Here is a 14153-nt window from a genome sequence, read left to right on the forward strand (position 1 = left end):
GGCAATCGCGGCCAGTGTGTCACCACCGCCTGCAATGCTGAAGGCGCTGGACTCGGCAATCGCCTGGGCAATCACCTTGGTGCCGTTTTCGAAGGCCGCAAACTCGAACACGCCCACCGGGCCGTTCCACACAATGGTGCCTGCCTGCTTGAGCTGCGCGGCCAGCTTGGCAGCCGTCTCGGGGCCAATGTCCAAAATCATGTCGTCGTCAGCCACCTCGGTGGCTTTCTTCACCGTGGCCACGGCATCGGCTGCAAAAGTTTTGGCCACCACCACATCGGTCGGGATCGGCACTTCAGCGCCACGGGCCTTCATGGCTTCGATCACGGCTTTGGCCTCACCCACCAAGTCAGCTTCGGCCAAGCTCTTGCCGATCTTCAGACCCGCAGCCAGCATGAAGGTGTTGGCAATACCGCCACCCACGATGAGCTGGTCCACGTTTTGCGAAAGGCTCTTCAAGATGGTCAGCTTGGTGCTGACTTTGCTGCCCGCCACGATGGCGGCCAGAGGGCGCTTCGGGTTGGCCAAGGCCTTGCCAATGGCGTCGATCTCGGCGGCCAGCAAGGGGCCAGCGCAGGCGATGGGGGCGAACTGGGCGATGCCATAGGTGGTGCCTTCGGTGCGGTGGGCGGTGCCAAAGGCGTCGTTCACGTAGATGTCGCACAGCTGGGCCATCTTACGGGCCAAGTCTTCGTTGTTCTTCTTTTCGCCTTTGTTGACGCGGCAGTTTTCGAGCAGCACCACTTGGCCGGGAGCGACGGTCACGCCGTCCACCCAGTTGGCGACCAGCGGCACTTCGCGGCCCAGCAACTCGCCCAAGCGCTTGGCCACGGGGGCCAGCGAGTCTTCGGGCTTGAACTCGCCCTCAGTGGGGCGCCCCAAATGGGACGTCACCATCACGGCAGCGCCAGCGTCCAGCGCCATCTGGATGCAAGGCACGCTGGCGCGGACGCGGGTGTCTTCGGTGATGCTGCCGTCATCGGCTTGCGGCACGTTCAAGTCGGCACGGATGAAGACACGTTGGCCCGCAGCTTTGCCGCTGGCGCACAGATCAGAAAAACGGATGACGTTCATGGTGTGAGGAAAGGTGGATGGATCAATTCACATCCATTTTAAAAGCCCGGCCTGACAAGGGCTGACGTTGTGCGGGTACGAACGCCGAACAACCCCTGAGTTGGACTTACCAGCCCCAACCCAAATGCAAAGGCAGATAAACCGCCATGCCTGCAAGGATGGTGATCAGCACGTCGCGCCGCCAAAAGTAAGCCGCTACCCCTACTGCAGCCGCATAAAGGCGGGCGTCTTGCCATGTGCTGACCAGTTCACCCTGCACAGTGATGATTTCCGGAATGACCACAGCTGACAGCGCGGCAATGGGTGCGTACTGCAAACCACGCTGGGCCCAATGAGGCAGTTGCCAGGACTGGCTGGAGATAAAAAAGAAACTGCGCGCCACCACCGTGACCACGGCCAAGCCAACGATCACGCCCAATGACCACAGATCGGTGCCGTTCATGCCGCCACCTGCGGTGCAGGCCGGATTTTCTCGACCGTCAGGCAGAGGATCACCGCTACGGCAATCGCCACCACAATGTTGAGCTTGAGCGGCAAGTGGTAGGCAGCGACAGCCGCTGCGCCAGCCACGGCCGCGGACAAAATGCGCATGCGCGAGCTGGCCAGAGAACACTGGATGCCCAGTAAGCACAAGATACCTGCAAAACCCAAACCCCATTCGGGTGGGATGAGATTGGCCAAGCCGATGCCCAGCAAACTGGCCACGATCCAGCTGCACCAGTTCAAGAAGTAGTTGCCCGCCAAATAGGCCTCTTGCCCTGTGCGCTCGCTATCGCTGACACCGGGCTGCGGATAGTGCCGTGTGAACAACACATAACTGATGTCGGCGGTGAAGTAGCCGTGGCACATGCGCTGCCAGCGCGGCAGGTGCATCAGATACGGCCGCAGGTGCAGGCTGAACACCACAAAGCGCAGGTTCACACAAAAACCGGTCGCCAAAATCACCCAAGCTGGCGCCCCGGCTACCAGCAGTGGAATGGCCGCCAGCTGAGAGCTGCCCGCGAACACCAGCATGGTCATGGCCACGGCCTCGAACACGCTCATGCCCGACTTGACCATGGCCACCCCGGTCATCAGACCCCATGCCGCCACGCCAGGCGCTTGCGGGGCCAGGTCGCGCAGGCCTTGCCAGAACTCGGCGCGGCGGTAGAGCGTGGGTCGGAAAAACATCAAGCCACCAACAGCTGCCCGGGCTGCAAGGGGCAGCCGCGCAAAAAGTCGGCCGCACCCAAGCGCTTGCCGCCGGGACGCTGCAACTGCGTCAAGCACAGCTGACCCTCACCGCAGGCCACGCGCACGCCAGACGCATCGGCGCTGAGCACGGTACCGGGTTGGGCCGCATTTGCGGCAGTGTTCTCGGCCGCCTCTGCCACGGCTTGCCAGAGCTTGAGGGTTTCCACACCCGAGGCGGTGACCAGCGGCACGGTCATGCCCGGAAACGGGTCAAAGGCGCGGATGCGCCGCGCCAGCACTTCGGCACTCAAGGCCCAGTCGAGCGCAGCTTCGGCTTTGTCGATCTTGTGCGCGTAGTTCACGCCGTCCAAGGGCTGGGACTGTCGGGGCAACTTGTCCAAACTGGCCAGGGCACGCACGATGGCTTGCCCACCCAGATTGGCCAGGCGGTCATGCAGCACGGCAGTGGTGTCGTTAGCCGATATATCGCAAGGCAAGACCAACAGCATGTCACCCGTGTCCAAGCCCGCATCCATCTGCATGATGGTGATGCCGGTTTGCGTGTCGCCCGCCTCAATGGCACGGTGAATCGGCGCCGCACCGCGCCAGCGCGGCAACAAAGAAGCGTGGATGTTCAGGCAACCCCGGGGCGGCAAGTCCAGCACCCACTGCGGCAGGATCAAGCCGTAGGCGGCTACGATCATGGCGTCCGCCTTGGCGTCCAGGAGGGTTTGACGGGCCGCTGCGGCGTCTTCGGGGTACTTGCCATCCAGTCGCAGGCTGCGTGGCTGGGCCACGGGCACAGAATTGTCCAAAGCCCATTGTTTAACGGGGGAGGGCAGCAACTTCATGCCGCGCCCGGCGGGCCGATCGGGTTGGGTCAGCACCAACACGATCTCGTGACCTGCTGCATGCAGGGCAACGAGGGCCATCTGGGCAAATTCGGGCGTGCCCGCAAAAATCAAGCGCATCCGGTTCAGCGCTCTGCTTTTTGGGCTTTGATCAGTTTGGTCTTGATTCGACCTTGCTTGAGTGGGGAGAGGTACTCCACAAACACCTTGCCCATCAGGTGGTCCAGTTCGTGTTGAATGCAAATGGCCAACATGCCTTCAGCGTCAATGTGGCGGCTTGTCCCGTCACGGTCCAAGGCGGTCACCTTGACTTTCGTGGCCCGCTCCACCCCATCGTAAATGCCGGGCACCGACAGGCAACCCTCTTCGCCCTTGACGCGTTCCTCGTTCATCCAAGTGATTTCGGGGTTGATCAGCACCAAGGGCTGGTTGCGCTCTTCGGAGGTATCGATCACCACCAAGCGCTCATGCACATCGATCTGCGTCGCCGCCAAACCAATGCCGCTGGCGTCGTACATGGTTTCCAGCATGTCGTCGATCAAAGCGTGCACGCGTGCATCCACCACCTGCACAGGTTTGGCCACCTTGTGCAGGCGAGGATCGGGGTAGCAAAGAATAGGGAGCAGGGCCATGGCGTCAAAACAATGATGAATTCAGGGCTGTATTGTCCCCAATTTCTGAAGCGCCTGCCGCCAGCAGGGCGCACAGGGCCTGGGTTGAGGTTCAGCGCCCGGCAGCACAAGCCGAAAAGAGGTTCAACTCCGGCTTGGCCAGCTGGGTGCTGACCTGCGCCAAACCCAGCACCGAGTGAAAGAGGTGGTCGTGCGACAGAGGCTTGGCACTTTGGGCTTGCAAGCAATTCATGCCCCAATGGCGTTCCCTTTGAAGGGGTTTGGACAACCACACCAGCATGGGCACATGGGTCTGCTCTTTGGGGGCCAGGCTGTACGGCATGCCATGCAAATACAGGCCCTTCTCGCCCAAGGACTCACCATGATCGGAGAGGTACATGAGCGCTGTGGGGCGTGACTGGGTTTGCAGCCACTTCACCGTTTTGGCAATGAAATGGTCGGTGTAGACGATCGAGTTGTCGTACGCATTGACGATTTGCTCAGGAGGGCAATTTTGCAAGGCATGGCTGCTGCACTCGGGTTGGAAGGGCTTCATGGCAGTGGGCGAGCGCTTGTAGTAAGCCGGGCCGTGGCTGCCCATCTGGTGCATCACCACCACCGTGCCTTGGGCCCGTTTGGCAGGGTCCAAGGCCGCCAGTTGCTTGGGCAACTCGTGCAGCATGACCTCGTCGAGGCATTCGCCACTGGTGCAGTACTCAGGCACCTTCAGCGCGGTCGTGGCCACATTCGGCACCCGGTCGCACACCCCTTTGCAGCCCGACTGGTTGTCTAGCCACAGCACCGCCAAACCGGCACGCTGCAAAACATCCAACACGCTCTCGTAACGGTCTTTGCTGCTCTCATAGGCTGTTTTGCCCAGATGTGAAAACATGCAAGGCACCGAGGCTTGGGTGCTGGTGCCACACGACTTGACGTCCGAAAAATAGACCAAGTCACCCTGCGACTGCAGTTGGCGCAGCTGGGGCGTGGTGTCTCTGGCGTAGCCACCCAGACCAAAATTGGCTGCGCGGGCCGTCTCGCCCAAAATCAAAACCACCAAGGGCGCGTTGGCCTCGTTGGTCGGCGTCTGGAGCAACTTGGCGTCTTCTCCGATGGCCTGCAAAGGCTTGGTGGCCTGCGCGGCTTGTCCCACCGTCAACAAGGTCACCGCGTACAAGCTGTTGAACGGGTTGATCATGTAGCGCAGCTGCTTGTGGTTGCGGGTGAGGGAGGCAATGTCTTGGAACGACATCCAGAACACACCCAAGGCCACCAAAAATGCCACCAAGCCCACACCCAGTTGTCGGCCGACCAAAGACCTGGCCGGCACCGATCGGATCGGCTGGCGCCAAAGCCACACCCCCGGCAAAACCACACCCACCATCACCGCCGCCAACATGGGCCAAGACAACAAATCGCGCACTTCGCGCACATCGGTCTGCACCACATTGGCCAGCATGCTGGAATCGATGACCACACCGTAGGTCAGCATGAAGTAGCTGCTGGACGTCACGGTGACCAGCATCGCCAAACCTGCAGGCTTGAGCCACCGGGGCCAGACCCACAAGCTCAGAAACCAACCCAGCAATGCCAACAAGATCACCCACAAGCTGCCCACAGTGCTCAGCGCACGCATGCCTTGGGTTTCGGGCAATTGCCAGATCGCCATCCAGAATGGCAAATTCCCGACCGTCGCCAGCCACAAAACCAGGACCGCCAACAAACGCGTGGGGTGCCACGCTGTGCGCGGAGTAAGAAGGTTCATGACGTGGGTGCCTCAAGATACAAATGGGCTCGATTCTAGACAGGGCAGATGAACAGGCGCTGAAGCACCTCTCAAATGCTGACTTCATTACGTCTGGGGATTTTTTTTGGGTCAAACACGCTTACAGTCAGCGCTGATCTATTGATGCCGGGCTGTTATTGCAGTGCCCTTGACAGCTTGACGCCCAAGCAACAGACCCATTTGTCACATTGAGTTTTCTCCCATGAGCCCTGCACACCGGTATGCCCCGCTAGGCGATTTGTCGCCAACCCGTCGTTTAGGGTTGATCACTTGGGTCACGCTGATGTGCTTGTTGGCTTGGGATTTTTCAGGTCTCGACATGAGCGTGATGCAGGCACTTGCGGACAGCCAAGGCTTCAAACTTCGTGACAACTGGTGGCTGGAAACCGTTTTGCACACTCGCGCCAAACAGTTGGCGATCCTGGTTTATTTAAGCCTGCTGGTGATGGTCAGGTGGCCGCAAAGCATGCTCCGCCAACTGACACGCTGGCAACGTTCGGAAATCGTGGTGGGCACCACGCTGAGCCTGATCGCCATCAGCACACTCAAAAGTTTCAGTCTGACCAGCTGCCCCTGGGAGTTGCAGGTCTTCGGAGGTCCGGCTGCTCATGTTTCTCACTGGCTGTGGGGGTTGGCAGATGGGGGCTCGGGCCGATGCTTCCCCGGGGGACATGTGTCATCCGCTTTCGCTTTTCTTGGATTGGCGTTGCCTTGGCTGGTATCGGATTCAAGAGCCCAGCGGAAAACGGGACTCCGCATTTTGGGGCTTGTTTTGGGAATGGGTTTGTTGCTGGGCTTGACCCAGACACTCAGAGGTGCCCATTTCCCCAGTCACACCCTGTGGACAGGCTTCATCTGCTGGACCGTGGTTTTGGCCAATCATTTCGTCTTTGGATGGGTCGTCACGCGGCGTGCAGCCCTTGCATCTTGAGGTCATGGCCTGAAGATTTTGCACGCACGCCACAGCTAGGCAAGGCATCCCATTTGGCCCACAATGCCTCCACAGACAGCCTCAAAGGCTGCACAGGGAGACATGATGGTGAACACACCCGAAGAGCTGGCGTCTTGGTTGCGCCTGGCACTGACCCCCGGCGTGGGGCCCGAAACGGCACGGCGCTTGCTGGCCGCTTGGGGGCAGCCCAGCGCCATCTTTGAACAAACCGAAACTGCCTTGCGCCAAGTCGTCTCGGCCCTGCAAGCCCAAGCGCTGTGTGAAGCGCCCCCGGGCTGGCGCGAATTGAGTGAGGACACTTGGCGCTGGCTGCAGGCGTCCACGGAGCCGGGCATTGCACGCGCCCTGATCACCTTGGGTGACCCCGACTACCCCGCCGCCTTGCTGGAAATTCCAGACCCACCGCTGATGCTCTATGCCTTGGGGCAAATCGGTGCGCTGCGCCAGCTGGACATCGGGCAAAGCGTGGCCATGGTGGGCAGCCGCAACCCCACGCCCCAAGGCCTCATCAATGCCCGCGAATTCGCACGCAGCTTGGCCACGAGCGGTCTGACCATCGTCTCGGGTTTGGCGCTGGGTGTCGACGGCGCAGCCCATGAAGGGGCCCTGCTGGGAGCGGCGGTCCTCGGATGGGGCGGGGCACTGCCCACCATCGCCGTGGTGGGCACAGGCCTGGACCGGGTCTATCCCCGCCAGCACCGCGATCTGGCGCACCAGATTGTCCAGCGGGGGATCATCCTCAGCGAATACCCCTTGGGGACACCGCCGCTGGCGCCCAATTTTCCGCGCCGCAACCGCTTGATATCGGGGCTGTCTCAAGCCACCTTGGTGGTCGAAGCGGCCTTGCAGTCGGGCTCGCTCATCACGGCCAAACAAGCCCTGGAGCAAGGCCGCGACGTCATGGCCATCCCCGGCTCGATCCATGCCACCCAGTCCAAGGGCTGTCACCTGCTCATCAAGCAAGGCGCCAAGCTGGTCGAGTCGGCACAAGATGTTCTGGAGGAGTTGCATTGGCCAGGCCATGTGGCGCAGGTGCAGCTGGCTTTCACGTCAACAATCGAAGACTTGCCCGAAGACGAACTGCTGACCGCACTTGGCCATGACCCGGTGAGTCTGGACGCCCTGCAAGCCCGCTGCGGACTGCCCACGGCCCGTCTGCAAGCCCAATTGTTGGAGCTCGAATTGCTGGGCCAAGTGGCTCGCTTGCCCGGTGGGCTGTTTCAGCGGATGGGGTCTGCTTAGTGCGCGATGGGCAACCACCTTCGGCCGCAGGTGCGGCCTCCCACAAGGCGCGTTGACAAGAAAAAAGGGCCACAAGGGGCCCTTTTTTTATCACGGTCGGTCAGACGACCGCGCCCGAATTCTCGTCGTTCGGATCGATGTCTTTCTTGAGCGGCTTGATCAGGTCTTCACGTTGCAAGCCCAGCCACATGGCAATGGCGGCGGCCACAAACACCGACGAGTAAATACCAAACAAGATGCCGATGGTCAGCGCCATGGCAAAGTAGTGCAAGGTTTCGCCACCGAACAGCAGCATGGACAACACCATGATCTGGGTCGAGCCGTGCGTGATGATGGTGCGGCTGATGGTGGAGGTGATCGCGTTGTCGATGATCTCCACGGTGTTCATCTTGCGGTAGCGGCGGAAGTTCTCGCGAATCCGATCAAAAATCACCACAGATTCGTTGACCGAGTAACCCAGCACTGCCAGCACCGCCGCCAACACCGCCAGTGAAAACTCCCACTGGAAGAAGGCGAAGAAGCCCAAGATGATGATCACGTCGTGCAAGTTGGCGATGATGGCCGAGACGGCAAACTTCCACTCAAAGCGGATCGCCAGATAAATCATGATGCCGACCACCACGAAGGCCAGGGCCTTGAGGCCGTCTTCGGCCAGCTCATCGCCGACTTGCGGGCCGACGAACTCGGTGCGGCGCAGAGTCACATCGGGGTCGTTGGCTTTGAGGGCCGACAAGACTTTTTCGCTTTGCTGGGCCGAACTCACGCCTTTTTGCGCAGGCAAACGGATCATCACGTCGCGTGCAGAGCCGAAGTTCTGCACCTGCACTTCTGAAAAGCCCAGCGTGCTCACCGTGCCGCGCACCTTTTGCAGGTCGGCGGGCTGGCTGTAGCTCACCTCCATCAAGGTGCCGCCCGTGAACTCCACCGACAGGTGCAGGCCCCGGCTGAACAAGAAGAAGACCGCCAAGGCAAACGTCACGAAGGAGATCACGTTGAAGACCAACGCGTGCTTCATGAACGGAATGTCTTTTCTGATTTTGAACAATTCCATGGTCTTTTCCCCTTAGTCGGCTTTCACCGCGGTGCCAGCCTCAGGCCGCCACACGGTGCCGATCGAAACCGATTTGAGTTTTTTCTTGCCGCCGTACCAGAGGTTGACCAAGCCACGCGAGAAGAACACCGCCGAGAACATGCTCGTCAAAATGCCGATGCAGTGCACCACCGCAAAGCCACGCACCGGGCCGGAACCAAAGGCCAGCAAGGCCACACCCGCAATCAAGGTGGTGATGTTGGAGTCAAAAATCGTGGCCCAGGCGCGGTCGTAACCGGCATGAATGGCGGCCTGCGGGCTCACGCCGTTGCGCAGCTCTTCACGCACGCGCTCGTTGATCAGCACGTTCGAGTCAATGGCCATACCTAAAGCGAGCGCCATCGCAGCCATACCGGGTAAGGTCAATGTCGCTTGCAGCATCGACAAAATGGCCACCAAGAACAACAGGTTCACACCCAAGGCGATGCCTGAGAACAAACCGAACATGGCGTAGTAAATGACCATGAAGGCCACGATCACCAGGAAACCCCAGGTCACGCTGTTGAAGCCCTTGGCAATGTTTTCAGCGCCCAGGCTCGGGCCAATGGTGCGCTCTTCGATGATTTCCATGGGCGCGGCCAGCGAACCTGCGCGCAGCAGCAGCGCGGTGTCGTTGGCTTCGGCAGTGGTCATGCGGCCCGAAATTTGCACACGACCGCCGCCGATTTCGGCGCGGATCACGGGGGCGGTGACCACTTCGCCCTTGCCCTTTTCGAACAAGATGATGGCCATGCGCTTGCCGACGTTGTCGCGCGTCACATCCTTGAAGATGCGGGCGCCCTTGGCGTCAAGCGTCAGGTTGACCACGGGTTCCTGCGTCTGGCCGTCAAAGCCCGGCTGGGCGTCGGTCAGGTTGTCGCCTGTGAGCACAACTTGCTTCTTGACAATCAAGGGGCGGCCATCGCGCTCCAAGTAACGCTCGGCGCCAAAGGGCACGATGCCGCCAGCCTGCTCAGCCGCACGCGCTTCGGTACTCTCGTCCACCATGCGCACTTCCAGCGTGGCGGTGCGGCCCAAAATGTCTTTGGCCTTGGCCGTGTCTTGCACGCCAGGCAACTGCACCACAATGCGGTCCAAGCCCTGCTGCTGAATCACCGGCTCGGCCACGCCCAGCTCGTTAATCCGGTTGTGCAGCGTGGTGATGTTTTGCTTCAAAGCCTGCTCTTGCACTTTGCGTGCGGCTTCGGGTTTGATGCTGGCCGTCAAGCGGAACTCGCTGCCATCGGCTGCTTCTTGCGCTTGCAAGTCGGCAAATTGCTCAGACAACACGCGTTTGGCGGCTTCGAGCTGTTTCGCATCGCGCAGGCGAATTTCGATGCTTTGGCCATTGCGGCTGATGCCGCCGTGACGCACGTCTTTTTCGCGCAGCAGGCTGCGCAGGTCACCCGTGATGGACTCCACCTTTTGCGTCAGCGCCGCTTGCATGTCCACTTGCAGCATGAAGTGCACACCACCGCGCAAGTCCAAACCCAAATACATGGGCGAGGCGTGCAAAGCGGTTAACCAAGCGGGTGAGCGCGACACCAAATTGAGTGCCACCACAAACTGTGGGTCTGCGCCTTCGGGCGTCAACGCCTTCTGGATGGCATCTTTGGCTTTCAGCTGTTCGTCGGTGCTTTGAAAGCGGGCCCGGATCGAGCCGCCTTCCAGCGAAATCGTTTGGGCATTCACCGCAGCCGTTTTGAGTGCATCCTCGACCTTTTGCAGTGTCGAAGTGTCCACCTTGATGGTCGCCTTGCTCGAAGACACCTGAACCGCAGGGGCTTCACCAAAAAAGTTGGGCAGGGTGTAAACCACCCCCAGCAACATGGCGATCACGAGGATCGCGTACTTCCATACCGGATAACGGTTCATATTGACTCGCGTGCAGGGTGACGTACAGGGTGAATCAGCGACAACTTACTTGATGGTGCCTTTGGGCAACACTTGCACCACAGCGCTGCGCTGCATTTGCACTTCCACACCCGTGGCCAATTCCACGCCCACATAGGCCTCACCCAACTTGCTGACTTTGCCCAAGAAACCGCCGGCAGTCACGACCTCGTCGCCCTTGGCCAAGGCGTCGATCATGGCGCGGTGCTCTTTTTGCTTTTTCATCTGAGGACGAATCATCACAAAGTACAAAACCGCAAACATCAGCAACAAAGGCAGCATGCTCATCAGGGTGGACTGCATGTCGCCACCTGCAGCAGCGGCAGGAGCAGTTTGGGCAAAAGCGGAAGAAATGAACATGAAAACTCCACAAAGGGGGATAAATCTGGACCTATCGGCGCACAAACACTGTGCCGCGCGAACGAAGCCGCCATTGTATGCGGCGCTATGATGAGTTCTAAAAGCCTTTTGCCATGCCGGGAAGTACCCTTGTAGAACCCGCCTCTTCGGAAAGAGACACCCCCTTGAATTTGCGTTTGTGGGCCATGTTGGCCTTGTTGAGCAGCTTGACTTCTCTGGCCATCGGCACTTCGTTCGCCAAAAGCCTGTTCCCTGCCTTGGGGCCTGAGGGCACCACCGCTTACCGTCTGGTTTTCGCCACCGTGATGCTGATGGCGGTGTTTCGCCCTTGGCGTCGCCGCTGGGAGTGGAGCGACGCATTGCCGTTGGGACTGTACGGCGTGACGCTGGGCATCATGAACTTGCTGTTTTACAGCGCCATCAAAACCATCCCCTTTGGCGTCGCGATCGCCATCGAGTTCACCGGGCCACTGGCGGTGGCGGTGTGGACTTCGAAAAAAGCCAGTGATTGGTTGTGGGTGGCGATGGCCGCTTTGGGTCTGGGCTTGTTGTTGCCTTTGCCTGGCGCAGACGCCGCTGCAGCACTCGACCCACGCGGCATGGCTTTCGCATTGGCGGCGGGCGTTTGCTGGGCGCTTTACATCGTGTTTGGTCACCGTGTGGCCAAGCGCTACGGCAGCATGGCCACCCCACTGGGCATGTTGGCCGCCGCCTTGGTGGTGGCCCCCATTGGCATTGCACATGCAGGCAGCACCTTGCTCGACCCACAATGGCTGGCCGCTGGTTTGGCCGTGGCGCTTTTGTCGAGTGCCGTGCCTTATGCCCTCGAGATGTTCGCGCTCAAGCACCTGCCCAAAAACACCTTCAGCATTTTGCTCAGCCTGGAGCCCGCCGTGGGTGCCTTGGCCGGGTGGTTGGTGCTGGCCGAAAACTTGACGCTTTTTCAGGGGCTGGCCATTGCCATGGTGATGGCCGCCTCCATGGGCACCGCCTGGTCGGCGGGGCGCTCTAATTCCAGCTCTGTTTAGGCGACTAGCCCCTTCGGAGCGGCTGCCCTTACTTCGGCTTGGGCTCTTCCGCTTTGGACTCAGGAGCAGCAGGCGCTGGCGGCTTGACCTCTTCTGCCTTGGCCTCTGCCTTCACTTCTGGCTTGGCATCGGTCTTTCCATCTGACTTGGCGTCTGATTTGGCATCGCCCTTGCCATCGCCCTTCCCATCTGACTTGGCGTCAGCCTTGGGGTCGCTCTTGAGTTTTTCCAGCTGTTTGAGCAGCCAGCTGCGCTTTTCCAGGCGCTCTTGTTCCCGGCGTTCCAGTTCCTGCAAGCGCCTGGCGTAGTCGGCCTCGGCCTTGGCTTTGCGCTCGCGGGCTTGGGCGGCAATGGCTTCTTTGGCCATTTGCTCTTCGCGCTCCCTGGCCTCTAACTCCGCCTTCAGTTTGGCTTGCTCTTGGGCCAGTTGCTGGTCCTTCAGGGCTTGCTCCTGTTTTTGGCGGGCCACTTTGGCCCCAGAGGTTTCCCTCACGCCCGTGCCCCACGGCAGCTTGTCCAACTGGCGGCGAATGGCCTCATCCGCGCTGATGGGCCTGGTTTTTCCGTTTTCGGTCACGCTGTAGAAGCCCTCGCAGCGCGTCTTCACACCAGATTGGACGCAAGGAAAGCTCTTGGGGTTTTGCTCGCCCCACGCTTTTTTCTGCGACAAGAAGGCATCGCACTGCCCCATGGCACGCTGGATTTTCCAATCCTCGGGGCTGGATTCTTTGTCATTCACGTCGAACCACTCGTAGCGCACCCGGTCCATTTGCAGCGCCGTGCGCACGCACTCGGCCTTGGCCTGCCCCATGGCAGCAAAACCACTGAGCCACGAAGCACGCAAGGCCACGTTGTCATCCATCACCTGAAACTGCGTGCGGCCTTGGGTCGGGCACGCATTGACGATCTCATCGTTGACGCGCTTGGACTTGCCGCGCCAAGTCACGGTGACGGACTCCACATCCTGAGGCGTGATGTCGATGCGGGCCTCAAAGTAAGGCGCTCGCACCTCTCGCTCCAAAGTGGCTTGGCCCTGAATAGAAATTTCCAGATTGCAATGCTGCTCGGCGTTTTGCACCCGCGCAGCCACCACCACCGCATTGGACTTCTCAGCCAACAAACGGTATTGCCCAGCCTGCGCCCAACCCACAAAGACCAACCCGCACGACAATAGGATGGCCAAGCCAAAGGCTTTCGGAGTGCAGCGGAAAGTGGAATGTGTTTGCATGACTGAGATGAATCGGCTTGAAGTGCAGCTTCTTGATAGCGCCCCTCTTCAGCGCCCCACAAAAACTGGCGCACGCCGCTGGGCAAACGCCGCACGTCCTTCCGCAAAGTCGGCGCTGCAGCTGGTCATGTGTTCGCGCTCGCGCAGTAGGGTTTCGTCCATGGCACCGCCCGCGATCTCATTCAATGATTTTTTGGTTTCTTGCACGGCCAAGGGCGCCAAGGCCAAGATGTCTTGCAACAAGGCTTGCTGCGCCTGCACCCAATCCTCTGGCCCCACCAATGCCTCGAACAAGCCCAGCGCATCCAGTTGCTGGGCTGTGAATGGCCGCGCAGTCAAAAACGCCCGTTTGGCCGCCGCCAAACCGAAGCGACTCACATAACGCTGCAAACCACTGGGGTAGTAATGCAAGCCCAGCGCCGTGGCGGGCATGCGCCACTCAATGCCTTGCAGACCGATGCGCAGGTCGCAGGCCAATACCACATCGGTGGCCCCGCCGTACACGCTGCCGTTCAAGGCGCAAATCGTCACCGGGCGCAGCTTGGCCAAGGTATCGGGAATTTCTTCAAAGAAAGTGGCGCCATGACCCGGTTCGTCAAATCCGCCGATGTCGTAACCCGCGCAAAACACAGGCTTGGGCTGACCCGCCGTGTTGGCGGTCAGCACCAGCACGCGCACAGTGGGGTCGTGCTCGATGGTTTCAAAGTGCGCCAGCAATGTCTTGAGGTCGCCGTTTTCCAGGCGGTTGCGCTGGGCAGGGCGGTTCAAGGTGATCGAGGCCACGCCGCTTTCGATCTGCAAAACGGGGGCTGAAGCTTGCGCAAGGACGGATGACATGTGTGGAATCCAAAACAAAAAGGGTGCCCGAAGACACCCTGATTGTAGA

14 protein-coding genes are annotated in these 14153 nt (G+C 60.2%); 3 read left to right on the plus strand and 11 right to left on the minus strand.

Annotated elements, in window-relative coordinates; all coding sequences use genetic code 11:
- The 6 genes from SWE17_RS01760 to SWE17_RS01785 all read right to left on the minus strand — a co-directional run.
- A partial coding sequence (locus SWE17_RS01760) for a phosphoglycerate kinase (RefSeq protein WP_322991420.1) occupies positions 1 to 1074 on the minus strand: 1074 nt, incomplete at its 3' end.
- A 106-nt stretch (positions 1075 to 1180) separates the two neighbouring features.
- Positions 1181 to 1516, minus strand: coding sequence for an AzlD domain-containing protein (locus SWE17_RS01765; RefSeq protein WP_322991421.1), 336 nt, complete (start codon positions 1514 to 1516; stop codon positions 1181 to 1183).
- Positions 1513 to 2244, minus strand: coding sequence for an AzlC family ABC transporter permease (locus SWE17_RS01770; RefSeq protein ID WP_322991422.1), 732 nt, complete (start codon positions 2242 to 2244; stop codon positions 1513 to 1515). The genes SWE17_RS01765 and SWE17_RS01770 overlap by 4 nt, the downstream gene beginning before the upstream one ends.
- Positions 2244 to 3218: a methionyl-tRNA formyltransferase gene (gene fmt / locus SWE17_RS01775; RefSeq protein ID WP_322991423.1), complete on the minus strand. Its 975-nt coding sequence runs from the start codon at positions 3216 to 3218 to the stop codon at positions 2244 to 2246. Before fmt ends, SWE17_RS01770 begins: the two co-directional genes overlap by 1 nt.
- Positions 3219 to 3223: 5 nt before the next feature.
- Positions 3224 to 3730: a peptide deformylase gene (gene def / locus SWE17_RS01780; protein WP_322991424.1), complete on the minus strand. Its 507-nt coding sequence runs from the start codon at positions 3728 to 3730 to the stop codon at positions 3224 to 3226.
- A 91-nt stretch (positions 3731 to 3821) separates the two neighbouring features.
- Positions 3822 to 5474, minus strand: a complete 1653-nt coding sequence (locus SWE17_RS01785) for a phosphoethanolamine--lipid A transferase (RefSeq protein WP_322991425.1) — start codon at positions 5472 to 5474, stop codon at positions 3822 to 3824.
- A gap of 223 nt (positions 5475 to 5697) precedes the next feature.
- Between SWE17_RS01785 and SWE17_RS01790 the strand changes: the two genes are divergently transcribed.
- Positions 5698 to 6426: a phosphatase PAP2 family protein gene (locus tag SWE17_RS01790; RefSeq protein WP_322991426.1), complete on the plus strand. Its 729-nt coding sequence runs from the start codon at positions 5698 to 5700 to the stop codon at positions 6424 to 6426.
- 105 nt (positions 6427 to 6531) lie between these two features.
- Entirely contained in the window at positions 6532 to 7689 is a 1158-nt protein-coding gene (gene dprA, locus SWE17_RS01795) for a DNA-processing protein DprA (RefSeq protein WP_322991427.1), read from the plus strand.
- 100 nt (positions 7690 to 7789) lie between these two features.
- Here dprA and secF read toward each other — a convergent pair whose 3' ends face one another.
- From secF to yajC, 3 genes are read right to left on the minus strand one after another with little or no spacing between them, the layout of a single operon-like run.
- Complete coding sequence (secF, locus tag SWE17_RS01800) at positions 7790 to 8740, minus strand: protein translocase subunit SecF (RefSeq protein ID WP_322991428.1); 951 nt, start codon at positions 8738 to 8740, stop codon at positions 7790 to 7792.
- Between the two features lie 12 nt (positions 8741 to 8752).
- Positions 8753 to 10633, minus strand: a complete 1881-nt coding sequence (secD, locus tag SWE17_RS01805; RefSeq protein WP_322991429.1) for a protein translocase subunit SecD — start codon at positions 10631 to 10633, stop codon at positions 8753 to 8755.
- Positions 10634 to 10678: 45 nt separating this feature from the next.
- The gene (gene yajC / locus SWE17_RS01810) at positions 10679 to 11011 is read right to left on the minus strand and encodes a preprotein translocase subunit YajC (protein ID WP_100118060.1); all 333 of its coding nucleotides are present in this window, start codon (positions 11009 to 11011) and stop codon (positions 10679 to 10681) included.
- 185 nt (positions 11012 to 11196) lie between these two features.
- On the opposite strand from yajC, the gene SWE17_RS01815 reads away from it, so the two are divergent.
- Entirely contained in the window at positions 11197 to 12039 is an 843-nt protein-coding gene (locus SWE17_RS01815) for a DMT family transporter (RefSeq protein ID WP_322991691.1), read from the plus strand.
- 28 nt (positions 12040 to 12067) lie between these two features.
- Here the strand turns inward: SWE17_RS01815 and SWE17_RS01820 are convergent, their stop codons facing one another.
- Both SWE17_RS01820 and SWE17_RS01825 read right to left on the minus strand, forming a co-directional pair.
- Positions 12068 to 13267: a hypothetical protein gene (locus tag SWE17_RS01820; protein ID WP_322991430.1), complete on the minus strand. Its 1200-nt coding sequence runs from the start codon at positions 13265 to 13267 to the stop codon at positions 12068 to 12070.
- Positions 13268 to 13315: 48 nt separating this feature from the next.
- The gene (locus SWE17_RS01825; protein ID WP_322991431.1) at positions 13316 to 14104 is read right to left on the minus strand and encodes an enoyl-CoA hydratase/isomerase family protein; all 789 of its coding nucleotides are present in this window, start codon (positions 14102 to 14104) and stop codon (positions 13316 to 13318) included.
- Positions 14105 to 14153: the final 49 nt, after the last annotated feature.

Source organism: Limnohabitans sp. (genome assembly GCF_034680285.1).
Lineage (GTDB): Bacteria > Pseudomonadota > Gammaproteobacteria > Burkholderiales > Burkholderiaceae_C > Limnohabitans_A.